Here is a 25964-nt window from a genome sequence, read left to right as displayed (position 1 = left end):
CGGTCCGGGGATGAGGCGGGCGTGGTCCAGGGCGGTGTCGCGGCGCAGGCTCGGGGCATGACCACCGCACCCACCACCAAGATCGCTGTCATCACCGGAGCCAGCCGCGGCCTGGGCCGCAGCATGGCCGAGCACCTCGCCGCGCGCGGCTGGGACGTCGTCGGCACCTACCAGAGCCGCCCCGACGCGGCCGACGAGGTCGTCGAGGCGGTCCGCGCGGCCGGCCGCACCGCCACCTTCCTGCCCTTCGACGCCTCCGACCCCTCCTCGGTCCCCGCCTTCGCCGGCGCGCTGAGGGCGCGGCTGCAGGAGACCTTCGGGCGGGAGGGCTTCGACGCGCTCGTCAACAACGCCGGCGTCGGGCTGAGCAAGCCGTACGTCGACACGACCGGGGCCGACCTCGACTCGATCCTCGACATCCACGTCAAGACGCCGTTCCTGCTCACCCAGGCCCTGCTGCCGCTGCTCGTCGACGGCGGCCAGGTCCTCAACGTCTCCTCGGGCCTCGCGACCTTCGTCGGCCCCGGGATGTCGGCGTACGCGTCCGCCAAGGGCGCGATCGAGGTCTTGACGCGCTACCAGGCGCAGGAGCTCGGGTCCCGGCGGATCCGCGTCAACGTGCTGCGGCCGGGCGCGATCGCCACCGACTTCGGCGGCGGGGCCGTCCGCGACAACGCGCAGTACAACGCGGCGGTGTCGGCGATGATCGCGCTCGGCCGCCCCGGCGAGGCCGACGACATCGGCGCCGGTGTCGCCGCGATCCTGTCCGACGACCTCCGCTGGGCCAACGGGACCGCGATCGAGCTGTCGGGGGGCCAGCGGCTCTAGGCCCGTGGGGCAGGATGTCGGGGTGGATCCAGTCGTCGTCGTCGGTGCCGGCATCTCCGGCATCGCTGCAGCTCGCGCCTTGACCGCCGCCGGCCTCGAGGTCGTCGTCCTCGACCGGGGCCGGCGGATCGGCGGGCGGATGGCCAGCCGGCGCACCGACGGCCGCATGGTCGACACGGGGGCGTCGTACTTCACGGTGTCGGACGACCGCTTCCAGACCGTCGTCGAGGCCTGGCGCGACGCCGGCCTGGCCCGCGGGTGGACGGACACCTTCTCCGTGTCGCAGGGCGGTGACCTGACCTCCAAGAGCGGCCCGGTGCGCTGGTCCGCGGCCGGCGGGCTGCGCAGCCTGGTCGAGGACCTGGCCACCGGCCTCGACGTGCGGGAGACGACCGTCGGGCACGTCGGACCGGGGCCGGTCGTCGACGGCCTGCCCACGGCCGCGGTCGTCCTGGCGATGCCCGACCCGCAGGCCCTGAGGCTGCTCGACCCCGCGTACGCCGGGCTGCGGTCGGCCCTGGACGACCCCTTCGAGCCGGTGCTGGCGCTCACCGCCACGTGGGACCAGCGGGTGTGGGACGACGTGCAGGGCGCCTTCGTGGCGGGCGACGACGTGATCAGCTGGATCGCCGACGACGGCCGCCGCCGCGGCGACGGCGCCCCGGTGCTGGTCGCGCACTCGACGCCGGACTTCGCGGCGGAGCACCTCGACGCCCCCGACGAGGCGGCCGGTCCGATGGCCGTCGCCGTCCGCGACGCGCTGAAGATCGAGACCGAGCCGGTCTCGACACACGTGCACCGCTGGACGTTCGGCAAGCCGTCCGGCAGCCGCGAGGAGCCGTACGCTCTCGACGACAGCCTCGACGGCGCCCTGGTCGGGGTCTGCGGCGACGCGTTCTCCGACCGGCCACGCGTCGAGGCGGCCTACCTCTCGGGCACGGCGCTCGGTGAGGCGCTCGCTGAGCGCCTCACCGCCTGACCCTCCCGGAGCTAGAGAGGCGGGTCAGCTCGCCAGCAGCTCCGGCGTCCAGTGCGCCCGGGCGTACTGGTCGGGGTACGACGCCTGCTGCCAGTCGACACCGAGCTCGGCGGCCGCGCGCTGCGGCCAGGCCGGCTCGCGCAGGGCGGCACGGGCGAGCAGCACGACGTCGGCGTCGCCGGACTCGAGCACGCGCTCGGCCTGCTCGGCCTCGGTGATGAGCCCGACCGCGCCGGACGGCAGGTCGGCGCCCTCGCGCACGGCGCGGGCGAAGGGGACCTGGTAGCCCGGGCCGACCGGGATGTCGGCGTGGACGGCACCGCCGGAGGACACGTCGACGAGGTCGACGCCGTGACCCTTCAGCAGCGCGGACACCGCGACGGTCTGCTCGGCGTCCCAGCCGCCCTCGGTCCAGTCGGTCGCCGAGAGCCGCAGGAGCACCGGCATCTGCTCGGGCACGTTGGCCCGGACCGCGTCGACGATCTCCACGAGGAACCGCGTACGACCGTCGAAGTCGCCGCCGTAGCCGTCGGTGCGGTGGTTGGTCAGCGGGCTGAGGAACTGGTGGATCAGGTAGCCGTGGGCGCCGTGCACCTCGACGGTGTCGAAGCCGGCCTGGACCGAGCGGCGGGCGGCGACGCCGAACGCCTCGACGACGGCCTCGATGTCCGCGACCGTCATCTCGCGCGGCGCGTCGTAGCCCGGGAAGGCCTCGGCCGAGGAGGACACCGTCGGCCAGCCGCCGTCGCCGTCGGGCACGCTGCCCTGCGGCTCGTCGGCGAAGCCGCGGTAGGTCGACGCCTTGCGCCCGGCGTGCGCGAGCTGGACGCCGATGGCCGCGCCCTGGCTGTGGGCGAAGTCGACGATGCGGGCCCACGCGTCGCGCTGCTCGTCGTTCCACAGGCCGGTGTCCTGCGGGCTGATGCGCCCCTCCGGCACGACGGCCGTGGCCTCGGTGAGCAGCAGGCCGAAGCCGCCCTGCGCGCGGGAGCCGAGGTTCACCAGGTGCCAGTCGGTCGGCACGCCGTCCTGGCGCTCGACGGAGTACTGGCACATGGGGGCGAGCCAGACGCGGTTGCGGACGGTGAGACCGCGGAGGGTCAGGGGTTCGAAGAGCTTGGTCACGAGGTGCTCAACCGGGCGCACGCGCCCGGGCTTCCGAACCGGCGGGTCGGCTTCGTCACAACCCCGGGCGGTCGTCCTCCACGAGGAGGGTGTCGCGGAAGAAGCTCATCACCGCGTCGACGAACTCCGGCTGCCGGTCGCCGGTGACCGTGGAGTGCTTCCGCCCGGGCAGCTCGACGCGGAGGAAGGCGTCGCCGATCTCCCCGGTCAGGGTGTCGAAGCGCGTCCCGGTCGCGGGGTCGTCGGCGTAGCGCAGGCCGAGCACCGCGCAGCCGGCCGCGGCCCGGCGCTTGACGACGTCGAGGTCGGCGGGCGAGAGGTTCAGGTCGGCGCCCCGCGCCCGGCCGATCGGGAAGGGCAGGGACGGCTGCGCCAGCACCGGCGCGGCGACCGACTCGTCGACCATCATCGCCAGCGCGAAGCCGCCGGTGAAGCACATCCCGAGCGCCCCGACGCCCGGTCCGCCCAGCTCGGCGTGGAGCGTACGGGCGAGCGAGCGCAGCCACGTCGCGACCGGCGACGTCTCCCGCAGCCGGAGCTTGGTGAACTCGCGGTTCACGCAGACCTTGGCCAGCGTGCGGACGGCCGCACCCGCCCCCGACGCGCTCGGCACCTCGCCGAAGAGGTGCGGCATGACGACGGTGAAGCCCTGCGCCACCACCTCGTCGGCGAAGGCCACGACCTCGGGCGTGATGCCCGGGATCTCGGCGATCACGACGACCCCGGGACCGCTGCCCCTGCGGTAGGTCGGGTGCGTCGGCACCGGCGCGGTCGGTTCGGTGTACTGACCCAGCACCCAGCCGTCGAGGACGTCCACCATGGGAGCGTAGGCGAGCGACCCCGCGGGGGTCGGCGGGCACGAGGAGAGGGGCAGGACGTGCGGGTGTGCGTGATCGGCGGGGCCGGCGGGGTCGGGCGGCGGCTGACGTCGCTGCTGAGCGGGTCCGGCGACGAGGTGACGGTGGTGCACCGCCGGGCGGAGCAGGCCGCGGTCGTCGAGGAGGCGGGCGGGCGCTCGGCGCTCTTCGACCTCGTGGAGGGCCCGGTGGAGGAGCTGGCCGGGCTGCTGGGCGGGCAGGACGCGGTCGTCTTCACCGCCGGCGCGCACGGCACAGGACGCGAGCAGACGACGCTGATCGACGGGCGCGGCCTCGAGCACGCGGTCGACGCGGCGGCGCGGGCCGGCGTACGCCGGTTCGTCGTGGTGTCGGTGTTCCCCGAGGCCGGGCGCGACGTCGAGACGAACGCCGGCTTCGAGCACTACATGCGCGTCAAGAAGGCCGCCGACGTGCACCTCACCGAGAGCGACCTCGACTGGCTGGTCGTCCGGCCGGGCACGCTCACCGACGCCCCCGGCACCGGGAAGGTCCGCTCGGGGTGGGCGGTGCCGTACGGGGCCGTGCCCCGCGACGACGTGGCCGCGTTCCTCGCGGCGGCGCTGCACGAGCCGCGCCTGCACCACGTCGTCGTCGAGCTCACCGAGGGCGGAACGCCGGTCGAGGAGGCCGTACACGCCCTGGTCCCGCGCGGCACGGACAACGGGTGAGATCTTGCACCGTCACGGTGCAGGAACTGACCCGGTGATCGAACCGCTCACTCCATCATCGCGGCGCCCGGGCCGCCCGCGTGCGGGTTGGAGCCGGTGCGCAGCATCAGGCTGAGCGCGGCGGCGACGAGGGTGAGGACGCCGGTCAGCAGGAAGACGTTGGAGTAGGACGCCGCGAGCACGTCGAGCTGGGTGCGCTGGTAGACCGCGAGCACCTCGCCGGGAGGCATGCGCCCGGCGGGGACCAGCGCGGCGCGGGCCGCCATCAGCCCGCCCTGCTGGTTGGTGACCACGGCCGTCAGCCCGGCCAGGCCGAGGGCGGCGCTGACGCGCTGCGCGACGGTGTTGATCGCGCTGCCGCTCGTCGTCAGGTCGCCTGGCAGCGCCGACAGACCACCGGTCATGATCGGCATCATCGCCAGGCCGGTGCCCGCGGCCCGCACGCACAGCCAGAAGACGAGCTCGCCGCGGGTCATGTCCGGGTTGATGCCCGTGAGCAGGAACGTCCCCGTCGCCGCGATGAGCAGCCCGCCGAACGCGAGGTAGCGCGGGCCGATCGTGTCGTACAGGCGCCCGGCGACCGGCATCAGCACGGCCATGACCAGCGCCTGCGGCAGCAGCAGGAAGCCCGCCCGCAGCGCCGGGTAGCCGAGCCCCTCCTGCAGGAAGAGCGGGATGTAGAACAGCGTCGCGAACAGGCCGGTCATCATCACGCTCATCGCCAGCAGCGAGGTCGTGTAGAGCCGGTTGGTGAACACGCGCAGGTTCAGCAGCGGGTGCTCGACCTCGAGCTCGATGACCACGAACGCGGCGAGGCTCAGCACGCTGAGGGCGATCAGGCCGAGGACGCGGTAGCCGGTCCAGCCCCATGACGGGCCCTCGGAGAAGGCCAGCAGCAGGGAGACGAGCCCGGTCGCGATCGTCAGGAAGCCGGCGACGTCGAAGCGGCGCGTGGGGGCCTGCGCGAACTTCGGCAGCCAGATCACCGCGGCGATCAGCCCGAGGATGCCCACGGGCACGTTGATGTAGAAGACGAGGCGCCAGTTCACGTACTCGACGAGGTAGCCGCCGAGCGCCGGGCCGATGGCCGGCGCCACGATGATGCCGAGCCCGTACATGCCCATGGCCGCACCGATCTTGGCGGGCGGCACGAGGCGGTAGACCATCGTCAGGCAGACCGCGGGCAGCAGGCCGCCGGGGATGGCCTGGACGACGCGGAAGGCGATGAGGCTGTCGAGGTTCCAGGCCAGGCCGCACAGCGCCGAGCCGGCGGAGAAGGCGACGAGCGACCACATGTAGACCCGGCCCAGGCCGATCCGGTCGCCCAGCCAGGCGCTGGCCGGGACGACGACGCCGAGCACGAGGCTGTACGCGGTCGAGATCCAGGCGACGTCGGCGGTGCTGCCGCCGAAGTCGGTCTGGATGGCCGAGATCGCCACGTTGACGATGCTCGTGTCGAGCACCGACATGAACATGCCGACGATCAGCACGGCCAGCGGGACGACCCAGTGCTCGCGGCCGCCCGCGGCCATGGCCGGTGCCGGGGTGGCGGGAGCGGCCGGGGGCGTACGGGCGGGTTCCGGCACGGGCCGGCGCGCGGCCGGCGCGGAGGACGGCGGGCGCTCGAGGTCGACCGCGGCGGCCGGTGCCGCATCGGTGCTCACGGGCGGTGGATCTTGACCGTGACGTTCATGCCGGGCGCGAGCGCCAGGCCCTGCGTGTCGTCGAAGGTGACCCGCACCGGGATGACCTGCGTGACCTTCTGGAAGTTGCCCGAGGAGTTCGACTGCGGGAAGGCCGAGAAGACCCCGGCGGAGCCCGTCTGGATCTCCGACACGTGCCCGGTGAGGTCGGCGTCGGGGAAGGCGTCGACGTCGAGCTTGACCGGCGCCCCGACCCGGACCTCGTCCACCTCGGTCTCGTCGACCCGCGCGGTGACGAACACGCCCTGCGCGTCGTACGCGACCGCGAGCTGCGTGCCCGCGGTGACGAAGGTGCCGGGCACGCCGTTGTCGACCGCCACGGTCCCGGCCGCGGGGGCGCGGACCGGCATCTGCGGCTGCACGTAGGCGCCCTGCATCTGGATCCGGCCGACCTGGCCGTTCTCCCGCAGCTGCGCCCCGACCTGGCCCTTCCAGTCCTGCAGCGTGCCCGACGCGGGCGCGTTGATCGAGATCTGGTTGCCGTCGACCTGCGCGTTGTCGGTGGTCACGTAGTTGGAGGTGTCGACGAGGTAGCGCACGCCGAAGGCGATCGCCACCAGCAGCGCCAGCCCGACGATCACCAGCAGGCGCACCCGCGCCTTGCGCGACATGCCCTTCTTGGGCGCCGCCTCCTCCGTCGTGGCGGTGCCGGGCTCCTCGCCGGGGGCGCCGGGCTCGGCGCCGGGCGCGCCGACGGTCTCGTCCCTCGTCGTCGCCGTGTCAGACATGTGCGTCCTGCCCGTCCCGCTGGTGGTCCAGCTGCTCGATCACTGTAGGCGTCCTATGCTTCCGAGCCGGGTTCACGGGTGGCTCGGGACCACGACGCGGTCCCCCTCGTTCAGCCCGGAGAGGACCTCGGTGCGGTCGGGCCCGACCAGGCCCGCCTCGAAGGTCACCGTGCGCTGCTCGCCGCTCGGCTCGTACACCACGACGGTGCTCGCTCCGCCCTGCTGGCGCACGGCGGTGTTCGGCACCGTGAGGACGCCGGTGTGCTCCTCGGTGAGCACCGTCGCCCGCGCCGTCTGGCCGTCGCGCTCGCGCGGATCGCGGTCGTCGAGGGCGACGGTCACGTAGTAGCTGACGACGCCGGAGATCGGCGTGGCCGAGGGCGACACCGACACGACCTTGCCGTGCGAGGTGAGGTCGGGGAGGGCGTCGAGCTGCACGTCCACGCCGTCGCCGGCCTTGATCGTCGCCGCGTCGGACTCCTCGAAGGGCAGCACGACCTGCAGCGTGTCGAGGCCGGACAGCACGATCAGCTGGCTTCCGCCGGGCCGGGTCGGGCTCGCCGCGCCGGCGGCCGCACCGCCGGCGCCCGAGGCGCCGGGGATGGCCGCGCTGCTGCCCGGCGCGAGCGCGCTCGTCCCGGTGCTCGCGCTGACGTACTCGCCCTTCGCGCCGTTCACCGCCGAGACGGTGCCCGCGCTCGGGGCGCGGAGCACGGTGTCGTCGACCGCCTTCTGCGCGGTCTCGACCTGGGCCTGCGCCGCGTCGACCCCCGCCTGCTGCGCGTCGAGCGTGTGCGGCCGGGCGGCCACGGCGGCGTTGTACGCGTTCCGCGCGCTGACGACGCCCTGCTCGGCGTTGGCGCAGGCGAGGCGGCCGGCGGCCTGGTCGACGCGCTTGCGCTCCTCGGCGGTGGTGACGGCCGTGTCGTCGGCGGCGAGGCGCTGCTTGGCCGCGGTCACCCCGGCCTGGGCGGACCCGACGGCACCGCAGGCGGTGGCGGCGGCCTGGCTGGCCGACGTCAGTGCGGCAGCCGCGACGGTCGCCGCCGGAGTGCTGGGGGTGGCGGCGGCCTGCTCAGCCGCATCCGTGGCCGTCTTGACGGCGGCCCGGGCGTCGCTGCAGGCGTCCTTGGCCTGGTCGACCGCGTCCTCCGCGTCGTCCTTGGCGTCACGGTCCACGGAGCGCTGCTTCTTGGCCCGGCTGATCGCGGTCGAGTCGGCGGCGAGGGTGGCGTCGGCTTGGCGGTTGGTGCGGTCGACGACCGTGCGGGCCTGGGCCAGCGAGGCGGCGGCGCTCTGCACGGACGGGTCGGCGGCGGCACCGGCGAGCCCGGCCGCCTGCGCGTCGACGTTCGCCTCGGCCTGCTTGAGGGCCTCCTTGGCGGTCTTGGCGTCGATCGTCGCGAGGACGTCGCCCTCCTCGACCTTCTGGCCGACCTTGACCGCGACCTTGGTGAGCTTGCCGCCCTGCGCGAAGCCGAGCTGCTCGCTGGTCTTGGCGGCCAGCGCACCGCTGGCCGTGACGCCGTTGGCGACGGTGGCGCGTGAGACCAAGTCGAACGCGGGGGCGGCGGGCTGGCCGCCCGAGCACGAGGCCAGGGTGGCGGTCAGGGCGACCGTCCCGGCGAGGACGGCGAGAGGACGGAGGACCCGCGCGTGAGGACGCGTACGGGTGAGACCGAGGGACACAGCACTCCTATAGGACGCGAAACCTTCGGAACAATAGCGAACGCTTATTCTTTTTGCCATGCCCCGAGTCAGTGACGCTCATCGCGCCGCCCGGCGCGAGCAGATCGCCGAGGCGGCGCTGCAGGTGCTCGCCCGCAAGGGCTCCGACGCCTCGATCGCCGAGATCGTCGCCGAGTGCGGGCTCTCGGCCGGCGCGATCTACGGCAACTTCGAGAACAAGGCCGACATCGCGCGCTACATCGCCGGCCGGCTGCTGCACCGCAAGATCGGCACGCTCGACGAGGCGGTGAGCGACGGCGCCGTACGCTCCCCCGCCGACGTGCTGCGGCTGTTCATGTCGCTGCGGCGCCAGCCCAGCGACCTGTCGGTGCTGCTGCAGTTCTGGGGCGAGTCCACCGTCGACGACGGCCTGCACCAGATCATGGAGGAGCGAGCGGCGGAGTTCCGCGACGCCATCGCGCGCGCCCTGCGCCCGTGGGCCGAGGCCCAGCCCGAGGCGGCCGACGGCGGCGCCGAGGCCCTGGCCCGCCGCAGCGCCGAGGTGTGCCTGGCGATGGTGCAGGGCTGGTTCGCGAACACCGCGCTCTTCGGCTGGCTCACCGGCGAGGAGTTCCTCGACGGCGCGGAGCGCGCCTTCCGCGGCTGATCCGCCCGCTGCCCAGCGCCCTCCTGCGACCCCAGCCACCCGACCTCCGCCGAGCGGTAGGTTGCCGCGGCCCGCTCCGGCGTGTCGGGCGCGGCAACCTACCGCTCGGCGGTGCTGGAGGGGTCGGGAGCGAGGGTGCGCAGGTGAGGGTTCAGGCCTGCTTGGGCCGCGCGCGGACGTGCATGCGCTCGCCCTGCGGGCCGAGCAGCGACAACAGCTCGGCCTCGTCCGGACCCGGGTTGCCGAACCAGTGCGGGGTGCGCGTGTCGAACTCCACGACCTCGCCCCCCTCGAGCAGCAGGTCGTGCGGGCCGAGCAGGAGCCGGATCCGGCCGGAGAGCACGTAGAGCCACTCGTAGCCCTCGTGGGTGCGCTGCTCGGGCTGCCGCTCCGGCGTGCCCGGCGGCATGATCATCTTGTACGCCTGCATCCCGTCGGGACGCCGGGACAGCGGCAGCACGGTCATCCCCCACCGCCGCTGGGGCCGTGGCCGGACCCGCGGGTCGCCGGTCTCGGGCGCGTCGACGAGCTCGTCGAGCGCCACCTGGTGGGCCCGGGCGAGGGGCAGCAGCAGCTCGAGGGTCGGTTTGCGCCCGCCCGACTCGAGCCGCGACAGCGTGCTCACCGAGATGCCGGTCGTCTCCGACAGCTGCGCCAGCGTCGTCCCCCGCTCCAGCCGCAGCTCGCGCAGCCTGGGCCCGACGGCGTCCAGCACGGAGTCCAGGTCGTCGGGCGTGTCCCGGGCGTCGGCGCCGTCCCGGGCCTCCAGCGTGAAGGGGTGCGGAGGGTGCTCGTGGGCCATGCCCCTAGTTTGCCGTCCTGGCAACAGCAGTTGTCAATACGGCGAACGAGCGAGCACCATCGACGCATGAGCACGAACGCACCCACCACCAGCCCCGACGTGCCCGACGTCCTCGTCGTCGGCGGCGGCGCCGCCGGCCTCGCCGCCGCGGTCGCCCTGTCCCGCTCGCTGCGCTCCGTCCTCGTCGTGGACTCCGGCCGGCCGCGCAACGCCCCCGCCGCCGGGGTGCACAACTACCTCGGCCGGGAGGGCGTCTCCCCGACCCAGCTCTACGCCGACGGTCGGCGCACGCTCGAGTCGTACGGCGGCGCCTTCACCTCCGGCGAGGTCACCTCCCTGGAGCGCCTGGGCACCGACCCGCTGCGCCCCTGGTTCCGCGCCACCCTGGCCGACGGCCGTCAGGTCGAGGCGCGCCGGGTCGTCGTGACCACCGGCCTGGTCGACGAGCTGCCGGACCTCCCGGGCCTGCGCGAGCGCTGGGGCCGCGACGTCCTGCACTGCCCCTACTGCCACGGCTACGAGGCGCGCGGGACGGCCATCGGCATCCTGTCGTCGACGACGATGACCGCCCACCAGGCGCTGATGTTCCGGCAGCTGAGCGAGGACGTCACCGTCCTGACCCACACCGGCCCGGCCCTGCCGGACGAGACGCGTGAACGCCTCGAGGCCCGCGGCGTCCGCATCGTCGAGGGCGAGGTCGTCGAGGTGCTCGTGACCGACGACGCGTTGTCGGGCGTGCGGCTCGCCTCCGGCGAGGTCGTCGCCCTGCAGAACCTCGCCATCGCGGCGCCGGCCGTCGCGCGCTCGGGCCTGCTGGCCGACCTCGGCGTCGAGGTCGCCGACCTCACCATGGGCGAGCAGGTCCTCGGCGCGTACGCCGTCACCGAACCCACCGGCGCCACCTCGGTCCCCGGGCTCTACGCCGCCGGCAACGTCGCGGCGCCGCAGGCCCAGGTCTCGACCTCGGCCGCGAACGGGCTCATGACCGGTGCCTTCGTCAACGGCCAGCTCATCGAGGAGGAGACGGCGTACGCGGTCGAGGAGCGCCGCGCGACGGCGGCGCTGTGGGACGAGCGCTACGCCCACCACCACGGGCACGGGGGCACCCCGAACCCGACCCTCGTCGACACCGCCGGTGCGCTCGAGCCCGGCACCGCGCTCGACCTGGGCTGCGGACGCGGGGAGGACGTGCTCTGGCTCGCCCGTGAGGGCTGGCGCGTGCTCGGCGTCGACGCGTCCGGCGTCGCGGTCGCCCAGGCCCAGGACGCCGCGGCGCAGGAGGGTCTCGCCGACCGCGTCCGCGTGGAGCAGCACGACCTGGCCGGCTCGTTCCCGGCCGGCGAGTTCGACCTCGTCACGACGCACTACCTGCACTCGACCCGCGGCCTGCCGCGCACGGAGGTGCTGCGTCGCGCGACGCGGGCGGTGGCACCGGGCGGCACGCTGCTGGTCGTCGGCCACGCGACGCTGCCGCCGTGGGCCTGGCGCGACCTCGACGAGAATGCGCGGGACCTCCCCACGGCCGAGGAGGTCTGGGAGTCGCTCGGGCTCGGCGAGGGCGACTGGGAGCTCGTCCGCCTGGGGACCACGCCGCGCGCGGTCAGCCACGGCGACGAGCACGGGACGATGGACGACAGCGTCGTCGTCGCCCGCCGGCTCGCCCCCGCAGAGCGCGCCGGCACGGCTCAGGCGAGCAGCGCCCCGAGTCCGGCGAGCAGCCGGTCGACCTCCTCGGCGTCGGTGTAGGCCGCGAGCCCGACCCGGACGCCGCCGTCGTCCTCGGAGAGGCCGAGGGCCCGGAAGGGCTCGACCGCGTAGAACGACCCGGCCGGCGCCAGCACGTCGTGGGCGAGGAGACCCTCGCTCACGTCGGCGCTGCGCCGTCCGGGGAAGGTCAGGAAGAGCGTCGGCGTCCGGTCGACCGCCTGGGAGTGCAGGACGACCCGGTCGCCGAACCCCGCCAGCCCGGTCTCGAGCCGTTCGCGCAGCCCGGTCTCGTGGGCGTGGACCGCCTCCGCGCCGACCGCCAGCCGCTCGCGGCGGCTGCCCGTCGAGGTCGGGACGCCGGGCAGGTCGGCCAGGAAGTCCACCGCCGCCGTCGCCCCGGCGAGCTGCTCGTACGGCAGCGTGCCGAGCTCGAAGCGTTCGGGGACCCGATCGGTCGAGGGCGCCAGCTTGTCGGGCCGGATCGTCTCGAGCAGGGCCGGGTCGGCGGCGAGCACGCCGCAGTGCGGCCCGAAGAACTTGTACGGCGAGCACACGTAGAGGTCCGCGCCGAGCGCGCCCGGGTCGGGCAGCCGGTGCGCGGTCAGGTGGACGCCGTCCACGTGGAGGAGGGCACCGACCTCGTGCGCCCGGTCGGCGACCGTGCGCACCGGCGGGATGGTGCCGAGCAGGTTGGACGCGCCGGCCAGGGCGACGAGCCGCGTGCGCTCGTCGACCACGGCGAGCGAGGCGAGGTCGAGCTCGGCGGTCTCGGGGTCGAGCCCGAGCCAGCGGACCTCGACTCCGCGGGCCTCCGCGGCCTGGACCCAGGGGCGCACGTTCGCGTCGTGGTCGAGGCGGCTGACCACGACGTTGTCGCCGACGGACCAGGTCTTGGCCAGCGCACGCGAGAAGTCGTACGTCAGCTGCGTCGCGCTCCGCCCGTGGACGATGCCGTCCACCGGGGTGGCGAGCAGGTCGGCGTACGCGGCCCGGAACGCCTGCACGGTGGCGTCGGCGTTGCGCTGGGAGACCGAGCCGGAGCCGCGGTTGGACATCGGCCCGGTCATGGCACGGGCGATCGCCTCGCCGACGACGGCCGGGGTCTGGGTGCCGCCCGGCCCGTCGAAGTAGGCGGTCGGTCCGTCGAGGGCGGGGAAGGCAGCGCGCAGCTGCGCGACGTCGAGGGTCACGGGGTCGAGCGTCACGGGGAGGACCTCGTCCCTACTGGAGGTAGCCCTCGACCTCACCGGCCGGGCGTTCGTGCGCGTCGTCGGGGTTCTTCCCGGCCTCGCGCAGCCCCTCGCGCTGGCGCAGGAGGTCCCACGCCTGGTCGAGCGCGACCTCCACGCGGCGGCGCCGCTCGGGGTCGCCGTGGTTGGTGGCGTCCCGCTCCTGCGCGACCAGGTCGTGGATCTTGGCGAGGATCTCGTCGTCGTTCACGGCTCGATCCTCACACTCACGCCGCGACGTCGTACCGCTGCCCCTCCGGCACGGGGGCCGAGGCCCAGAAGACGATGAGGACGATCGGTCCGACGAGCGGCACCAGGTAGAACAAGGTCCACCAGCCGGACCGGTTCGTGTCGTGCAGACGGCGCGCCGAGAGGGCGACCAGACCCACCAGGTTGACCAGCAGCCACACGAAGCCGGCGATCGAGGCCTTACCGACCCAGCCGAAGACCGCGGAGGCGTACTGGGTGAACTCGGCCTCGGTGGTCGCGCCGACCGGCGGCTGCGGCTGGGGTCCGGCGATGACCTGGTTGATGGTTCCCAGCACGAAGCCGACGAGGGCGTAGACGAGGATCCACCACCAGAACTCGCTCCGGCTGGCCCGGCCGCTGAACGTCGCGTACTTCTTCCAGAAGCGCTTGACGGCCTGCCCGATGTTCGCGCCGTAGAGCGGCTGCGACAGCGGCACGTCTCCCCCGACCTGGCCGTAGGGCTGCTGCGGCTGCCCGTACGGAGCGGGCTGGCCGTAGGGCTGCTGGCCGTACGGCTGCTGCTGCTCGCCGTACGGCTGCTGGCCGTAGGGCTGGTCGGGCTGCTGGCCGTACGGCTGCTGGGGCTGCTGGCCCTCCGGCTGGGGCGGGTACGCGCTGGACACGGCACCACGCTAGGGGTCCGGAGGGTCCCGCGCAGGAAGACGCACCCAACGCCTCCGGTCGCCCCGCCCGGGACGCCCCGTCCCACCTGCCGGGCGGGTGCAACCGTGGGGACCGCCAGCGTCCGAAGCACGGTGGACAAGCCCGAGCACTGCACCTTGCCGTGCCCGACACGAGGAGGAACCCATGAGCGAGCAGGCCCCCGAGAGCCAGGCCCCCGAGAGCCAGGCGAGCGAGCCGCAGTCCTGGACCCAGCTGGGCAAGGAGATGTGGACCTACCTGACCGGGCGCGGCGCCGCGATCAACTACAAGCTGATCGACATGACCGTCGAGGTCCCCCGCGACACCGGCGCCGACGCGCCGCGCGCCGTGTGGAAGTTCGACGGCACGCTGCAGATCACCACCAGCGACGACCAGCACTGAGCCGCGGGCCCGGTGAAGACAGTCTCGTGAAGATCGTCGCCGACCTCGCCTTCGAGGTCGTCCCGGGCTCCGCACGCGACCCGCACCCGACCCCGGTGACGGGGCGGGTGCGGGCCGACGGGTCGGAGGTCGTGGTCGAGTTCTCCGACACCCCGTCCCTGGCGGGTTCGGGCACCCGACCCCTGGTCCGTCCGCTAGCCGACTCCCTCGACGAGCACGGCCTGACCGTGCGCCTGACCGGACCCTCCGGCACGCTGCTCCGCCTCGGCCACGGCGTCCGTGCCCCCTGGTGGCAGGTGCCCGCGACGAGCAGCCGCCGCGTCGAGATCGCCTCCGTGCCGCTGGCCCTCCGCGCGCTCCGCGGTCCACAGCTCTTCAAGGCCGCGCTGCCGCCGCTGCTCGCGCAGCCGGGGCACTGCGCCTGTCGAGACGACGCCGCGCGCTCGCCGTCGCCCGGCAGGGCCTGCGCCGCATCACCGCCCGGAGGCGCTGACCCGCGGGGCCGCACCTCTCGCGGCGACCGCCCCTACTGCGACAGCTCGGTGTCGAGACGGTCCAGCAGCGTCTCGAGCGAGATCTCGAACTCCTCCTCGCTGTGGTCCTCGCTCAGCAGCGGGCGCAGCCGCAGCACCTCCGGGCTGCCGCTGAGGTCGAGGCTCCCGTCCTCGCGGGGGATGGACGCCCCGCCCTCGTCGACCGGCTCCTCCGCCGGCGACGTCGCCGCACCGCGCGCCGCCGCCTCGAGCAGCAGCTGACCGAGGAGAAAGCTGGAGAAGGCGCGGTAGGCGCCGACCGCCTGCTCGTCGTCCATGCCGTGCTCGCGCAGGGTCCGCAGGAACGTCTCGACCAGCTCGATGCTGCGCAGGGGCGGCCGCAGCCACGGTGCGGCGGGGTGGCGCGTGGCCACGAGCGGGAACGCGTTGGGGTGGTCGAGGGCGATCCGGCGGATCTCGTGGGCGAGCGTCTGCAGGAAGCCCTGCCAGTGCTCGCTCAGCTGGTCGTCCAACGAGGCGGTGACCCCCGACAGCAGCTGCGCGACCACGCCCTCGAGAAGGTCCTCGCGCCCCTTGACGTAGCGGTAGAGCGACATCGCCTCCACGCCGAGCACCTGCGCGAGGTTGCGCATCGAGAGGTTCGACGTCCCGCGGTCGTCGATGAACCGCAGCGCGGCGTCCACGATCTTCCCGCGGTTGAGCCCCCGGCCCTGGGGTAGGGCATCGGCGGGACCGCGTTCAGGGGGCACGTCCTCATCCTTCCCCGCCGCCAACCCCCGGCCCCGCACGGCACCCGCCTTACGCTGTACGTTCCGAGGAGGCTTACACCGTAAGACCGCATCGGGCCCGCAAGACCCGGTGGCGGACCCGGTCAGAGCCAAGACGCGCCCGACACGACGAGCGTCCCCATCAGGGAGACGCCGGCGCCGGGCACGACGACGAGGAGCACAGATGAGCATCACCACAGAGCAGCTGCAGGCGCTGAGCGGCCGCGGCCACGTGTACGCGGGCTCGGAGAAGGTCGGCGGCATCGGCCAGGTCTACCTCGACGACGCCACCGGCCAGCCGAGCTGGGTCACCGTCAAGACCGGGCTCTTCGGCACGTCGCAGTCGTTCGTGCCGGTGCAGGACGCCGAGGTCCGCGGAGACGACCTGGTCGTCTCCTACGGCGAGGACCAGATCAAGGGCGCCCCCCGCGTCGACGACGACGGCTCGATCAGCCCGGAGGAGGAGGACCGGCTCTACGAGTACTACGGCCTCGGATCCGGCACGACCGGCACCAGCGACGTCACCACGGGCACCACCGACGCCACGACGACCGGCACCACCGGCCTCGCCGGCGTGACGGGCACCGACGACGTCGACCGCAGCCGCACGGAGAACGAGCACGGCACCGTGGGCCGCGACACGTCGGGCCCGACGACCGACGACGCCATGACGCGCTCCGAGGAGCGCGTCGACGTCGGCACGCAGACCCGGGAGGCCGGCCGCGCGCGGCTGCGCAAGTACGTCACCACCGAGACCGTCACCCAGTCGGTGCCGGTCAGCCACCAGGAGGTCACCCTCGAGCGCGAACCGATCACCGACGCCAACGCGGGGGACGCGTACGACGGTCCGGCCATCAGCGAGGAGGAGCACGAGGTCGTCCTCCACGAGGAGGTCCCCGTGGTCGAGAAGGAGGCCGTCGCGGTCGAACGCGTCAAGCTCGGCACCGAGACGGTGACCGACGAGACGCAGGTCTCCGCCGACGTCCGCAAGGAGCACATCGAGCTCGAGGACGACGGCACCACGACCCGCGGCACGGACGCCGACCGCCGCTGACGCCTCCGGTGACCGGCCCCGACGAGTCCTCGGAGCGCACCGACCCCTGGGTGGTGCGCTCCGAGGAGCGTGCCCGCGTGGCCTTCCCGGTCCGGGTGCGCGGCCGTGTCCGCCTGACGAAGAGGGTGGTGACCGAGGAGGTCACCCGCACCTTCACGCTGCGGCGCGAGGAGCTGGTGGTCGAGGAGCTGCCGGGTGACGAGCCCGGCGTCGAGCCGTCCTGGGACAGCACGCTGCCCGAGCAGGACGAGGAGCTGTTCGAGGTGGTGCTGCACGCCGAGCAGCTGGTGCCGACGACCGTTGTTGTTCCGGTCGAGCGGATCCGGGTAGGCACCCGGGTGGTGTCGACGGACGTCGTGGTCTCGGCCGACCTCCTGCGCGAGCGGGTGGGCGTCGAGCAGCACGCTCCGGGCGCCGCGACGACAGCAGGGAGCGCGTGGGGCGACGCGCAGCAGGAGCAGACGGGCGCACCAGACGGCGGCGCCCGCACAACCAAGGAGGAACACCCATGACGACAGACCCCTACGGCGACGCAGGGTCCGCGACGTTCGGACCGGGCGGGCAGTCCCCGGTCGCGCCGGGCTACGGCATCGGCGACCCCACGCCCACCTACGGCGCCGACACCGGCGCCACGGCGACCGGCGTCGGCGGCTCGGGCACCAGCTCGACCGCGGACACCGCCAAGTCCGAGGCCGGCGCGGTCAAGGACACCGCGGCCGGTGCCGCGCAGCAGGTCGCCGGCACCGCCAAGGACGAGGCGAGCAACGTCGTCGGCGAGGCCAAGGCGCAGGCCGCGAACCTCATCGACCAGGTCCGTGGCGAGGCCGGCGCGCAGGTCGGCACGCAGAAGGACCGCCTGGCCTCGATGGCCCACTCGTACGCGAAGGAGCTCGGTGGCATGGCCTCGGGCAACCCCGAGTCCGGCCCCGTGACCGATCTCGTGCAGGACCTGTCCCGCCGCCTCGGCGGTGCGGGCCACTGGCTCGAGAACCACGAGCCGGCCGACGTCCTCGACGAGGTGCGCCGCTTCGCGCGCCGCCGTCCGGGCGCCTTCCTGCTGAGCGCGCTGGCCGCCGGCGTGGTCGTGGGTCGCCTGACCCGCGGCGCCGTCGACGAGCACCGCGCCGAGGGAGCCCCGGCCCCGACGCCGGAGCTCGCGCGTGGCGTCGCCTACCCCGACACCGTTCCCGCCCAGCCCGCCCAGCCCGCGTACACCGCCGCGCAGCCCGGCTACGCCGCGGCCCCGGCCTACCAGGGCCAGCCGACGACCACCGGCTACGGCACCGAGCCCGGCCTGGGCTACGGCGACCAACCGGCCGCCGGCCAGCCGGGCTACGGCGACCAGGGCTACGTCGAGGGCGGCGGCCTGGCCGACCCGTACGGCAGCCGCGGCGCGACCTACGGCACGAATCCCGGCGACGTCCGGTGAGCAGCTCCTACGAACCGCAGCCGCCCGCCGAGGAGCGTCGCTCCCTGGGCCAGGTGCTCGGTGACGTCAGCAGCGACCTCTCGACGCTCGTGCGCCAGGAGCTGGCGCTCGCCAAGGCCGAGGTCAGCCAGTCGGCGACCAACGCCGGCAAGGGCGTCGGCATGTTCGCCGGTGCTGCCGTCGCCGGTCTGCTGCTGCTGGTCTTCCTGTCGCTGTCGATCATGTGGGGCCTGGGCCAGTTCATCGGCCTTCAGTGGTCCGCGCTGATCGTGGCCGTGATCTGGCTGATCGTCGCCGTCGTGCTCGCACTCGTCGGCAAGAAGGAGCTGGCCCGGGTCAAGGGCCTGCCGCAGACCGCCGACACCGTCGGCAAGATACCCAACGCCCTGAAGGGCCAGGAGGAGCGAAACCGATGAGCACCAACGACCCGGAGCAGATTCGCGCCGACATCGAGGCCACCCGTGCGCGCCTGAGCGCTGACGTGGACACGCTGGCCGACGAGGCCAACCCCAAGAACATCGCCCGCCGCAAGGTGGACGACGTCAAGGACTCCGTCCGTGGGTCCGCCTCCGGCCTGAAGGACAAGATCATGGGAACTGCCGACGACGTGCGCGGCTCGGCGCACGACAACGCGGGCTCCGCCCGCGACGCGGTGGCCGGGGCCACCGGCTCGGCGCGCGACGCCGTGGCCGGCGCCCCCGGCAACGTCAAGGCCCGGACGCGGGGCAACCCCCTCGCCGCCGGCGTCATCGCCTTCGGCGCCGGGATGCTGATCTCCGCGCTCATCCCCTCCTCCGAGCGCGAGCAGGACGCCGTGTCCGCGCTCAAGGAGAAGGCCGAGCCGGCCAAGCAGCAGCTGACCGACGTCGCCAAGGAGGCTGCGGAGAACCTCAAGCAGCCGGCGCAGGAGGCCGTCGCCTCGGTCAAGGACACCGCGCAGGAGGGTGTCGAGAACGTCAGGTCGGAGGGCCAGTCGGCCGCCGGTGACGTCAAGGACCAGGCCGCGTCGTCGAAGGACGCCGTGCAGGGCCAGGCCGCGTCGTCCAAGGACGCCGTGCAGGAGTCCCGCTCCTAGAGCAGCACCCCTGCTGGGGAGAAGCCAGCCGGACCGGCCACCGCGACCCGTACGGGCGTGGTGGCCGGTCCGTCCCCGGCTCCCGCGATACGTTCGGTCGCGGTGCACCATCGACCATCGGAGCGACCATGAGCAGTGCAGTGCCGCCGCGTGACGACCGCGGCCCCTCCTACGACGACCCCCGTCCGACCGGCCGCCCCGCCGGCTCCCCGACGCCCGCGGCCACAGCCCCGGGCGGCTCGCCGGACCGCGAGCTGCTGCGGCAGCAGCGCGAGCGCTTCGGCTCCATGAAGTTCGGCGCCTGCTTCTTCGGCTGGCTCACCGCGACCGGCACCGCCGTCATCCTCACCGGCCTGATCGCGGCCGTCGGCGTCGGCATCGGGTTCAACACCGGCCTCACGCCGCAGCAGGCCGGCGCGACGCCGACCACCCTCGGCGTGACCGCCGCGATCGTGCTGCTCGTCGTCGTCCTCGTCGCCTACCTCGCCGGGGGCTACGTCGCCGGGCGCATGGCGCGTTTCAGCGGGGTCAAGCAGGGCGTCGGCGTCTGGCTGTGGGCCGTCATCGTGGCCGTCGTGCTCGGCATCCTGGGCTTCGTGATCGGCGACCAGTTCAACGCGCTCAGCCGCCTCAGCGGGCTGCCGAGCCTCCCGGTCAGCGGCACCACGGCGACCACGGGTGCGGTCATCAGCATCGTCGCGGTCGCCGTGGTCGCGCTCGTCGGCGCGATCCTCGGCGGGCTCGCCGGCATGCGCTACCACCGCCGCGTCGACCGGGCGACGTTCGACGACGAGGTCTAGGCACGATCCCACCCGGTCCGGCCCGGCCGGGCACCCCGAGCACGACGAGGCACCTCCTGCGGGGGGTGCCTCGCGGCATCACGGGTGCCTCGTGCGCCGGGTCCTAGCCGAGCAGCGGCAGCCGACCGACGAGCTTGTCGACGCGGTTGCGCGGCCCGACCACGCTGACGGCGAGGTAGCGGAGGTCGTCGGTCTCCCCCACCTGGTCGAGGTACTCGCGGTAGACCCGGGTGCTCTGCGCCGCCTCGGGCATGTCTGCGACGAACACGCCCTCCGCCGCCGCAGCCTTGGCCCGGACCGTCACGAGCTGCTCGGGCGTGGCCGCCAGGACCGAGCAGCCCGCCCACGGCAGGCCCGGGTGGGCGGAGCCGGCGGCGTCCACGGCGTCGGGCCCGAGCAGGCCGGTCACCCCGGCCGTCGTGGCCCCCGCGACGCACACCGCGGCGTTGACCGCCAGGCCGGCCGGCAGCCCGGCGTCCACCAGCACGACCCACTTCAGGCGCGCCGACCGCGTCGGCTCCTCGATCCGGACCTCCTCCGGGGCGAACCCGACCCCCTCCGCCCGCTCGTCTGCCGGGTCCGTCGTCCGTACGTCGCTCATGCTCCGAGTCTGAACGAGTGAGCGGTTCGGCACCACCGGCGCCGTCGTTCGTACGGCTAGGGTGCACGGATGCCGCAGTTCGACGAACTTGACACGGCCATCCTGCGCGAGCTGCAGGTCGACGCACGGAGGACCAACCGCGACGTGGCGGCCGCGGTGGGCGTCGCACCGACGACCGCGCTCGACCGCACCCGCGCGCTCCGCGACCGCGGGGTGATCCGCGGCGCGACGCTGGACGTCGACCTCGACGCCCTCGGCCGAACGGTGCAGGCGCTCGTCGCCGTCCGCGTGCGCCCGCCGTCGCGCGAGCGGATCGAGGGGTTCCGCACCTGGGCCGCCGGGCTCCCCGAGGTCGTCGGGGTCTTCGTCACCAGCGGTGCGGAGGACTTCCTGCTGCACCTGGCCGTGCCCGACAACCAGGCGCTGTACGCGTTCGTGATCGACCGCCTGACCGAGCGGCCCGAGGTCGCCGACGTCCGCACCTCGGTCGTCTACGAGCACCTGCGCACGCGGGTCACCCTGCCGCTGCCGGCGGCGGGACGACCCGGGACGGTCAGGCCAGGGCGCGGCGGAGGGCGTCGAGGCGCGTCGCCCAGATCCGCCGGCTGAGGGCGGCGTCGGGCGCCATCTTCTCGGAGGCGTGGTAGCTGCCCGGGAAGACGTGGAGCTCGGTGGGCACCCCGGCCTGGAGGAGACGAGAAGCGAGCTCGAGGTCCTCGTCGAGGAAGAGGTCGACGGTGCCGACGTCGATGTAGGTCGGGGGCAGCCCCGAGAGGTCGGCGGCCCGCGCGGGTGCGGCGTACTGGTCGGCCTCCCGCCCGCCGAGGTACCAGGCCCACGCCTCGACGTTGCCCGCGCGGTCCCAGACGCCGACCTCGGTGACCGCGTGGCTCGACGGGGTCTCGTTGCGGTCGTCGACCATCGGGTAGAGCGGCATCAGGAAGCGGATCGCCGGGCCCTGCCGGTCCCGCGCCAGCAGCGCGGTGGCCAGCGCGAGCCCGCCGCCCGCGCTCCCGCCGTAGACCGCGAGCCGGTCGAGGTCGAGGCCGAGCTCCTCGGCGTGGGCCGCCGTCCAGAGCAGCCCGGCGTAGCAGTCCTCCGGACCGGCCGGGTAGGGGTGCTCGGGGGCCAGCCGGTACTCGACCGAGACGACCACGGCCTGGAGCTCGTCGCAGAGCACGGTCGCGGTCGGGTCCTCGCCCTCGACGTCGCCCATGATCATCCCGCCGCCGTGGATGACGTAGATCCCGGGCAGGGTCCCGTCGACCGCGCTCGGGCGGTAGACGCGGACGCCGATGTCCGGCTGACCCGCGGGCCCGGCGACCGTCCGGTCCTCCTTGGTCACCCGCGCGTCGGCGGCCACCTCGGGCTGTACGCGCATCGACGCCGAGACCGCGCGCCGCTCCGCGATGTCGGGGATGGCGTTGAAGCCGCCGGGCACGCGCTCGAGGAGCTCCTCGAGCACGCCACGGGACTCGGGGTCGATCAGGTCACGCTGCGACACGGGCACTCCTCCGGCTGGGCGGCGGCCGGGGCGCCGTCGCCTGGCCCCATGGTGTCCGACGCGAGCGGCGCCACCGCGCCCAGGGCCGGACCGGCAGGACCGGGGTGACGCACGAGGGCCCACGCCGCGCGGTGGCGCTGGCGTGGGCCCTCGTTCGCGACGGTCGTCCCCCGACGACCTGCGGTCCCCCTCGGCGCGCGTTCCCCCGACCAGCGCGCGCCCTTCCTCTCAGCCGTCCGAGCGGGACGCTTCCCCCGACGGGACGTCTCTGGCTCGGACCGGGCCGGGCTCAGCTGTTCTGGGCCTCCCAGGTGAAGCCGATCGCGGCGGTGCCGCCCTGGGTGTCGTTCGTGGTGTTCGGGTTCACGGTGTAGGTGAGCTGGAAGGTGCGGGTCTCCGGCTTGGTCACGCTCGCGCTGGCCGGGGTCCAGGAGCCGACGCCGTTGGAGAAGCTCGTGGCGCTGGAGCCGAAGGCGGCGAGGGTGCCGCTGTAGACGGCCGAGCCGTTCGTGAGCGGGGTGTAGCCGGTGCAGTCGCCGAACGAGCCGCCGGTGCCCTGCGTGATCGTCAGGTTGATGTCGCTCGCGAGGGCCTTGGTGGTGGCCGCGCCGGTGCCGTAGAGCTTGACCGCCGAGGGCAGCGAGCCGGTGGAGGACACCACGATGCAGCGGCTGCCGGTGGAGCCGGGCTTGAGGTTGGAGGCCGTGAAGGCGGCGGTGTTGTTGTCGTCGTCGCTGAGGGCGACGGTGCCGGTGGCCCAGTTGCTCGTCGGGTTCGCGGTGGTGGCCGAGTACGCGGAGTAGGAGGACTGGGCCACGACGAGGCCGGAGGCGGCGAGGGCGACCGGGACGGCGACGAGGCTGACGATCGTGGCGACCTTGCGCGACGGGCGGCGGGCGGCGGTGGTGTTCATGGGGGGCTCCTGGCGAGGTGTCGTCGTGGTGTCCTTCGAGCCAGCCCCCGCTTGCTCCCCGGCCCTCTGGGCTGGTGAGAAGAACTCTGCCCAGCCGACCTCCACGCGCCCTCAGCCCGACTGACAACGTTTCCTCAAGAGCATCAAAAGATTGACTGCTCAACCATGTCGCCTCAAGAACGGCTCAGGAGCAGGTCCTGAGGTAGCGCGGAGGGAGCGGTGCGCACGACCGCGAGAGGCGCCAGGGCGCGGGGGCAGGACCACGTCACGTCGCCGAGCACAGAGGCCGGACGCGGGCCCCGAGACGGAAGAAGCCCCGCCCGCCGAGGGCGGGAGGGGCTTCGTCGAGCTGGTGCGCACCCGGAGAGACTCGAACTCCCAACCTTCTGATCCGTAGTCAGATGCTCTATCCGTTGAGCTACGGGTGCCTGTCGGATCACGCCGACAACGAGGGTTGAGTCTAGCGGTCTACGGCCCTGGACGCGAACCGCGTTCCGTCGTGGACAGCGCGACGTCGGTCACGGCTCGACGATCGTCATCCCACCGCCCGCGATCGTGGGGTCGTCCATGGCGGCCAGCGCCGGCCCGGCCTCGTCCAGGTCGATGCGGCTCCCGACCAGCCGGGCCACGTCGAGCCGGCCGTCGGCCACCATCGCCAGCATCGGCGGGTAGTCGACCGCGGCCATGCCGTGCGAGCCGAGCAGGCGGAGCTCGCGCCCGACCACGAGGTCCCACGGCACGGGGGCACCGGCGGCCTCGGCGAGCAGCAGGCCGACCTGGACGTGGCGCCCGTGGCGGCGCAGGCTCGCGACCGAGGCCGCCATCGTCGCCGGCGCCCCGAGGGCGTCGACGCCGACGTGCGCGCCGCCCCCGGTCACCTCCTGCACGGCCTCCGCCGCACCCTCGGCCTCCACGGCGGCGGACGCGCCCAGCTCGAGCGCGCGCTGCCGCGCGACGGGGGAGACGTCGACCGCGACCACCCGGGCGCCCAGGGCGCTCGCGATCATCACCGCGGACAGCCCGACGCCGCCGCACCCGAAGACCGCCACCCACTCCCCCGGCTGGACGTCGGCCACACCGGTCAGCGCGCGGAACGCGGTGGCGAAGCGGCAGCCCAGCGCGGCCGCGGCGACCAGGTCGACGGAGTCGGGGAGGCGTACGAGGTTGGTGGTCGCCGCATGGACGACCACCTGCTCGGCGAAGGACCCGGCGTAGGTGAAGCCCGGCTGCTGCTGGTCCGGGCACACGTTGGCCGCACCCGCGCGGCACCAGTCGCAGCGCCCGCACCCGAGGACGAAGGGCGCGGTGACGCGGTCCCCCACGGCGAAGCCCGTCACCTCCGCCCCGACCTCGGCGACCACGCCAGCCCACTCGTGGCCCGGCGTGTGCGGCAGGGGCACGGGGTCGTGCCCGCGCCAGGCGTGCCAGTCGGAGCGGCACACGCCGGTGGCCGCCACGTCCACCACCACGCCGTCGGCCGGGCAGACCGGCGCCGCCACGTCCCGCACCTCCAGGGGCCCGCCGACCACGTCGTAGACCACGGCCCGGACGGTCACGGTGCCGACGGACGGTTGCGGGTAGGACGTGGTCACACGGAGAAGGTACGCACGGCGAGGACACAGCCGTGCCACAGGGGCGCGGCCCAGGGTGGACGAGATGGACGAGCAGCAGACCGGTCAGCCGGAGCAGGAGCAGACCGCCCAGGAGCGCACCACGGACGAGCCGACCGGCCGGCCGCCGGAGCACGGGCGGCGGGTCTCGCGCCGCCGGGTCCTCGCGCTGGCCGGGGCCGGCGCCCTGGGTGTCGCGGGCGGGAGCAGCGTCGCGGGCTACGCGGTCGGGCGCACCCACGAGCGCCGCCGCGTGCAGGCCGTGGCCGCCGCGGCGCAGGCCACGTCGGCCGCCCCTGCGGTCTTCACCGTCCTCGTCGACGAGCCGGGCCAGGCGGCCGGCGACGTCTTCCTCACCGACATGGGCGAGACCGCCGCCACCCTGATCGCCGACAACCGGGGCACCGCCCTGTGGACCTCGGCCGGGGCGAGGTCGTACGCCAACATGCGGCTGCAGACCTACCAGGGCCGCCCGGTCATCACCTGGTGGGAGTCGCACTCGACGGGCCTCGCGGCGTACGCCGACGGGCAGACGGTCATCGAGGACGTGGCCCACAACGTCGTCGCGCGGGTGCAGAAGCACGGCGACGTGAGCCCCGACGAGCACGAGTTCGTGATCACCCCGCGCGGGACCGCGTACATCGTCAGCTACGTCCGGACGCGGACGGACCTCCGCGCCGTCAAGGGTCCGAAGGACGGTCTGATCATGAACGGTGTCTTCGAGGAGGTGGACCTCGCGACCGGGGAGGTGCTCCACCACTGGGAGTCGCTCGACCACGTGCCGGTCACCGAGAGCCACGCCGGGGTGCCGAAGGACCCGACCGAGCCGTACGACTACTTCCACATCAACTCGGTCGCCCCGACGCCCGACGGGAACGTGATCATCTCCGCCCGGCACACCTGGGCGGTCTACAAGGTCGACCTCGCGACCGGTGCCGTCCGGTGGCGCCTCGGCGGCAAGCGGAGCGACTTCGACCTGCCCGGGTCGGCCAGGTTCGCCTGGCAGCACGACGCGCAGTTCGAGGACCCGACGACGCTGCGGCTCTTCGACAACGGCAGCGACGGCGAGCAGGAGGTGACCGACGAGAGCCAGGTGCTCTGGTTCTCCCTGGACGAGGCCGGTCGCGAGGCCCGGCTGGTCCGCCGGCTCGTCCACCCGGCCAAGATCAGCGCGCTCGCGATGGGCAACGCCCAGCGGCTGGACAACGGCAACCTGTTCGTCGGGTGGGGCACGGCGCAGCGGATCTCGGAGTTCGCGGAGGACGGCACGCTGCTCTTCGACGCGACCCTGCCGGACGTCAGCTACCGGGCCTTCCGCCAGGTCTGGAGATGATCATGGACCCCGGGACACCCGGTCCTCCTCGTCCGGGGCCTCTTTGACAACCCCTCCGATTCACCTATCGTTCACCTGACGGTCGCACTCTGTGACGGGCGTCGTCACG

General features: G+C 74.0%; 28 protein-coding genes and 1 tRNA gene. 14 read left to right on the top strand and 15 right to left on the bottom strand.

What is annotated here, in order from left to right; all coding sequences use genetic code 11:
• The first annotated feature begins 57 nt into the window (after positions 1 to 57).
• Together BLU42_RS18465 and BLU42_RS18460 are read left to right on the top strand one after the other, a co-directional pair.
• On the top strand, positions 58 to 828 hold the full coding sequence (locus tag BLU42_RS18465) for an SDR family NAD(P)-dependent oxidoreductase (RefSeq protein WP_091080983.1): 771 nt from the start codon (positions 58 to 60) through the stop codon (positions 826 to 828).
• 22 nt (positions 829 to 850) lie between these two features.
• On the top strand, positions 851 to 1807 hold the full coding sequence (locus BLU42_RS18460; RefSeq protein ID WP_091077889.1) for an NAD(P)/FAD-dependent oxidoreductase: 957 nt from the start codon (positions 851 to 853) through the stop codon (positions 1805 to 1807).
• 24 nt (positions 1808 to 1831) lie between these two features.
• On the opposite strand, the gene BLU42_RS18455 is transcribed toward BLU42_RS18460, so the two are convergent.
• Positions 1832 to 2932 (bottom strand): NADH:flavin oxidoreductase/NADH oxidase, encoded by a 1101-nt coding sequence (locus BLU42_RS18455; protein ID WP_091077885.1) that lies wholly within the window; start codon positions 2930 to 2932, stop codon positions 1832 to 1834.
• A gap of 55 nt (positions 2933 to 2987) precedes the next feature.
• Positions 2988 to 3752: a dienelactone hydrolase family protein gene (locus tag BLU42_RS18450; RefSeq protein ID WP_091077880.1), complete on the bottom strand. Its 765-nt coding sequence runs from the start codon at positions 3750 to 3752 to the stop codon at positions 2988 to 2990.
• A gap of 57 nt (positions 3753 to 3809) precedes the next feature.
• Between BLU42_RS18450 and BLU42_RS18445 the strand changes: the two genes are divergently transcribed.
• The gene (locus BLU42_RS18445) at positions 3810 to 4478 is read left to right on the top strand and encodes an NAD(P)-binding oxidoreductase (protein ID WP_091077875.1); all 669 of its coding nucleotides are present in this window, start codon (positions 3810 to 3812) and stop codon (positions 4476 to 4478) included.
• Positions 4479 to 4525: 47 nt separating this feature from the next.
• Here the strand turns inward: BLU42_RS18445 and BLU42_RS18440 are convergent, their stop codons facing one another.
• From BLU42_RS18440 to BLU42_RS18430, 3 genes are all read right to left on the bottom strand, one after another.
• A complete protein-coding gene (locus BLU42_RS18440; protein WP_091077872.1) occupies positions 4526 to 6142 on the bottom strand; it encodes a DHA2 family efflux MFS transporter permease subunit in 1617 nt (538 codons plus the stop codon).
• Positions 6139 to 6909 (bottom strand): HlyD family secretion protein, encoded by a 771-nt coding sequence (locus BLU42_RS18435; RefSeq protein WP_231918289.1) that lies wholly within the window; start codon positions 6907 to 6909, stop codon positions 6139 to 6141. Before BLU42_RS18435 ends, BLU42_RS18440 begins: the two co-directional genes overlap by 4 nt.
• 72 nt (positions 6910 to 6981) lie before the next feature.
• Positions 6982 to 8598 carry an HlyD family efflux transporter periplasmic adaptor subunit gene (locus BLU42_RS18430; protein WP_172825827.1) on the bottom strand — a complete coding sequence of 539 codons (1617 nt, stop codon included), beginning with the start codon at positions 8596 to 8598 and terminating at the stop codon, positions 6982 to 6984.
• A 58-nt stretch (positions 8599 to 8656) separates the two neighbouring features.
• On the opposite strand from BLU42_RS18430, the gene BLU42_RS18425 reads away from it, so the two are divergent.
• Entirely contained in the window at positions 8657 to 9244 is a 588-nt protein-coding gene (locus tag BLU42_RS18425) for a TetR/AcrR family transcriptional regulator (RefSeq protein WP_091077865.1), read from the top strand.
• A 151-nt stretch (positions 9245 to 9395) separates the two neighbouring features.
• Here BLU42_RS18425 and BLU42_RS18420 read toward each other — a convergent pair whose 3' ends face one another.
• Positions 9396 to 10046, bottom strand: a complete 651-nt coding sequence (locus BLU42_RS18420; protein WP_091077862.1) for a helix-turn-helix domain-containing protein — start codon at positions 10044 to 10046, stop codon at positions 9396 to 9398.
• Positions 10047 to 10112: 66 nt separating this feature from the next.
• Between BLU42_RS18420 and BLU42_RS18415 the strand changes: the two genes are divergently transcribed.
• Positions 10113 to 11792, top strand: a complete 1680-nt coding sequence (locus BLU42_RS18415; protein WP_091077858.1) for an FAD-dependent oxidoreductase — start codon at positions 10113 to 10115, stop codon at positions 11790 to 11792.
• Here the strand turns inward: BLU42_RS18415 and BLU42_RS18410 are convergent.
• From BLU42_RS18410 to BLU42_RS18400, 3 genes are read right to left on the bottom strand one after another with little or no spacing between them, the layout of a single operon-like run.
• On the bottom strand, positions 11732 to 12958 hold the full coding sequence (locus BLU42_RS18410; protein WP_231918287.1) for a cysteine desulfurase-like protein: 1227 nt from the start codon (positions 12956 to 12958) through the stop codon (positions 11732 to 11734). The genes BLU42_RS18415 and BLU42_RS18410 overlap by 61 nt on opposite strands.
• Before the next feature lie 16 nt (positions 12959 to 12974).
• The gene (locus BLU42_RS18405) at positions 12975 to 13193 is read right to left on the bottom strand and encodes a DUF2630 family protein (RefSeq protein WP_091077855.1); all 219 of its coding nucleotides are present in this window, start codon (positions 13191 to 13193) and stop codon (positions 12975 to 12977) included.
• A gap of 16 nt (positions 13194 to 13209) precedes the next feature.
• The gene (locus BLU42_RS18400) at positions 13210 to 13854 is read right to left on the bottom strand and encodes a DUF805 domain-containing protein (RefSeq protein ID WP_231918285.1); all 645 of its coding nucleotides are present in this window, start codon (positions 13852 to 13854) and stop codon (positions 13210 to 13212) included.
• A gap of 184 nt (positions 13855 to 14038) precedes the next feature.
• Here BLU42_RS18400 and BLU42_RS18395 point away from each other — a divergent pair, with 184 nt between their 5' ends.
• The gene (locus tag BLU42_RS18395) at positions 14039 to 14275 is read left to right on the top strand and encodes a hypothetical protein (RefSeq protein ID WP_091077852.1); all 237 of its coding nucleotides are present in this window, start codon (positions 14039 to 14041) and stop codon (positions 14273 to 14275) included.
• A gap of 526 nt (positions 14276 to 14801) precedes the next feature.
• Here the strand turns inward: BLU42_RS18395 and BLU42_RS18385 are convergent.
• Positions 14802 to 15518: a TetR/AcrR family transcriptional regulator C-terminal domain-containing protein gene (locus tag BLU42_RS18385; RefSeq protein WP_197680507.1), complete on the bottom strand. Its 717-nt coding sequence runs from the start codon at positions 15516 to 15518 to the stop codon at positions 14802 to 14804.
• Positions 15519 to 15720: 202 nt separating this feature from the next.
• Between BLU42_RS18385 and BLU42_RS18380 the strand changes: the two genes are divergently transcribed.
• From BLU42_RS18380 to BLU42_RS18355, 6 genes are all read left to right on the top strand, one after another.
• Positions 15721 to 16590 carry a YsnF/AvaK domain-containing protein gene (locus BLU42_RS18380; RefSeq protein WP_091077846.1) on the top strand — a complete coding sequence of 290 codons (870 nt, stop codon included), beginning with the start codon at positions 15721 to 15723 and terminating at the stop codon, positions 16588 to 16590.
• Positions 16591 to 16598: 8 nt separating this feature from the next.
• Positions 16599 to 17102 (top strand): YsnF/AvaK domain-containing protein, encoded by a 504-nt coding sequence (locus tag BLU42_RS18375; protein WP_157720085.1) that lies wholly within the window; start codon positions 16599 to 16601, stop codon positions 17100 to 17102.
• Positions 17099 to 18019, top strand: coding sequence for a hypothetical protein (locus BLU42_RS18370; RefSeq protein ID WP_091077840.1), 921 nt, complete (start codon positions 17099 to 17101; stop codon positions 18017 to 18019). Before BLU42_RS18375 ends, BLU42_RS18370 begins: the two co-directional genes overlap by 4 nt.
• A complete protein-coding gene (locus BLU42_RS18365) occupies positions 18016 to 18435 on the top strand; it encodes a phage holin family protein (protein WP_091077836.1) in 420 nt (139 codons plus the stop codon). The genes BLU42_RS18370 and BLU42_RS18365 overlap by 4 nt, the downstream gene beginning before the upstream one ends.
• Entirely contained in the window at positions 18432 to 19094 is a 663-nt protein-coding gene (locus BLU42_RS18360) for a DUF3618 domain-containing protein (RefSeq protein ID WP_091077832.1), read from the top strand. Before BLU42_RS18365 ends, BLU42_RS18360 begins: the two co-directional genes overlap by 4 nt.
• 128 nt (positions 19095 to 19222) lie before the next feature.
• Positions 19223 to 19894 (top strand): hypothetical protein, encoded by a 672-nt coding sequence (locus tag BLU42_RS18355; RefSeq protein ID WP_197680506.1) that lies wholly within the window; start codon positions 19223 to 19225, stop codon positions 19892 to 19894.
• Between the two features lie 103 nt (positions 19895 to 19997).
• Here the strand turns inward: BLU42_RS18355 and BLU42_RS18350 are convergent, their stop codons facing one another.
• Positions 19998 to 20495: a DUF2000 domain-containing protein gene (locus BLU42_RS18350; protein WP_091077829.1), complete on the bottom strand. Its 498-nt coding sequence runs from the start codon at positions 20493 to 20495 to the stop codon at positions 19998 to 20000.
• 69 nt (positions 20496 to 20564) lie between these two features.
• On the opposite strand from BLU42_RS18350, the gene BLU42_RS18345 reads away from it, so the two are divergent.
• Positions 20565 to 21104, top strand: coding sequence for an Lrp/AsnC family transcriptional regulator (locus BLU42_RS18345; protein WP_091077826.1), 540 nt, complete (start codon positions 20565 to 20567; stop codon positions 21102 to 21104).
• On the opposite strand, the gene BLU42_RS18340 is transcribed toward BLU42_RS18345, so the two are convergent.
• The 4 genes from BLU42_RS18340 to BLU42_RS18325 form a co-directional block, all read right to left on the bottom strand.
• Positions 21049 to 21999, bottom strand: coding sequence for an alpha/beta hydrolase (locus BLU42_RS18340; protein ID WP_091077822.1), 951 nt, complete (start codon positions 21997 to 21999; stop codon positions 21049 to 21051). The two genes, BLU42_RS18345 and BLU42_RS18340, sit on opposite strands and share 56 nt — an antisense overlap.
• A 289-nt stretch (positions 22000 to 22288) precedes the next feature.
• Entirely contained in the window at positions 22289 to 22912 is a 624-nt protein-coding gene (locus tag BLU42_RS18335) for a hypothetical protein (protein WP_091077818.1), read from the bottom strand.
• Between the two features lie 355 nt (positions 22913 to 23267).
• Positions 23268 to 23340 (bottom strand) — tRNA-Arg (locus BLU42_RS18330).
• Between the two features lie 90 nt (positions 23341 to 23430).
• Positions 23431 to 24504 (bottom strand): zinc-dependent alcohol dehydrogenase family protein, encoded by a 1074-nt coding sequence (locus BLU42_RS18325; protein WP_231918283.1) that lies wholly within the window; start codon positions 24502 to 24504, stop codon positions 23431 to 23433.
• Between the two features lie 64 nt (positions 24505 to 24568).
• Between BLU42_RS18325 and BLU42_RS18320 the strand changes: the two genes are divergently transcribed.
• Complete coding sequence (locus tag BLU42_RS18320) at positions 24569 to 25855, top strand: arylsulfotransferase family protein (protein ID WP_157720084.1); 1287 nt, start codon at positions 24569 to 24571, stop codon at positions 25853 to 25855.
• The last annotated feature ends 109 nt before the right edge of the window (positions 25856 to 25964 follow it).

The organism is Microlunatus sagamiharensis, from assembly GCF_900105785.1.
GTDB classification, from domain to species: domain Bacteria; phylum Actinomycetota; class Actinomycetes; order Propionibacteriales; family Propionibacteriaceae; genus Microlunatus; species Microlunatus sagamiharensis.
This window is presented reverse-complemented; position numbering and strand designations above follow the sequence as displayed.

What these genes read in the sequence shown, in the direction of transcription:
- BLU42_RS18355 (WP_197680506.1), top strand. Translation starts at nt 19,223, where the DNA reads ATGAGCAGTGCAGTGCCGCCGCGTGACGACCGCGGCCCCTCCTACGAC.
- BLU42_RS18435 (WP_231918289.1), bottom strand. Translation starts at nt 6,909, where the DNA reads ATGTCTGACACGGCGACGACGAGGGACGAGACCGTCGGCGCGCCCGGC.
- BLU42_RS18335 (WP_091077818.1), bottom strand. Translation starts at nt 22,912, where the DNA reads ATGAACACCACCGCCGCCCGCCGCCCGTCGCGCAAGGTCGCCACGATC.
- BLU42_RS18360 (WP_091077832.1), top strand. Translation starts at nt 18,432, where the DNA reads ATGAGCACCAACGACCCGGAGCAGATTCGCGCCGACATCGAGGCCACC.
- BLU42_RS18425 (WP_091077865.1), top strand. Translation starts at nt 8,657, where the DNA reads ATGCCCCGAGTCAGTGACGCTCATCGCGCCGCCCGGCGCGAGCAGATC.
- BLU42_RS18350 (WP_091077829.1), bottom strand. Translation starts at nt 20,495, where the DNA reads ATGAGCGACGTACGGACGACGGACCCGGCAGACGAGCGGGCGGAGGGG.
- BLU42_RS18465 (WP_091080983.1), top strand. Translation starts at nt 58, where the DNA reads ATGACCACCGCACCCACCACCAAGATCGCTGTCATCACCGGAGCCAGC.
- BLU42_RS18320 (WP_157720084.1), top strand. Translation starts at nt 24,569, where the DNA reads ATGGACGAGCAGCAGACCGGTCAGCCGGAGCAGGAGCAGACCGCCCAG.
- BLU42_RS18415 (WP_091077858.1), top strand. Translation starts at nt 10,113, where the DNA reads ATGAGCACGAACGCACCCACCACCAGCCCCGACGTGCCCGACGTCCTC.
- BLU42_RS18345 (WP_091077826.1), top strand. Translation starts at nt 20,565, where the DNA reads ATGCCGCAGTTCGACGAACTTGACACGGCCATCCTGCGCGAGCTGCAG.
- BLU42_RS18420 (WP_091077862.1), bottom strand. Translation starts at nt 10,046, where the DNA reads ATGGCCCACGAGCACCCTCCGCACCCCTTCACGCTGGAGGCCCGGGAC.
- BLU42_RS18370 (WP_091077840.1), top strand. Translation starts at nt 17,099, where the DNA reads ATGACGACAGACCCCTACGGCGACGCAGGGTCCGCGACGTTCGGACCG.
- BLU42_RS18395 (WP_091077852.1), top strand. Translation starts at nt 14,039, where the DNA reads ATGAGCGAGCAGGCCCCCGAGAGCCAGGCCCCCGAGAGCCAGGCGAGC.
- BLU42_RS18450 (WP_091077880.1), bottom strand. Translation starts at nt 3,752, where the DNA reads ATGGTGGACGTCCTCGACGGCTGGGTGCTGGGTCAGTACACCGAACCG.
- BLU42_RS18380 (WP_091077846.1), top strand. Translation starts at nt 15,721, where the DNA reads ATGAGCATCACCACAGAGCAGCTGCAGGCGCTGAGCGGCCGCGGCCAC.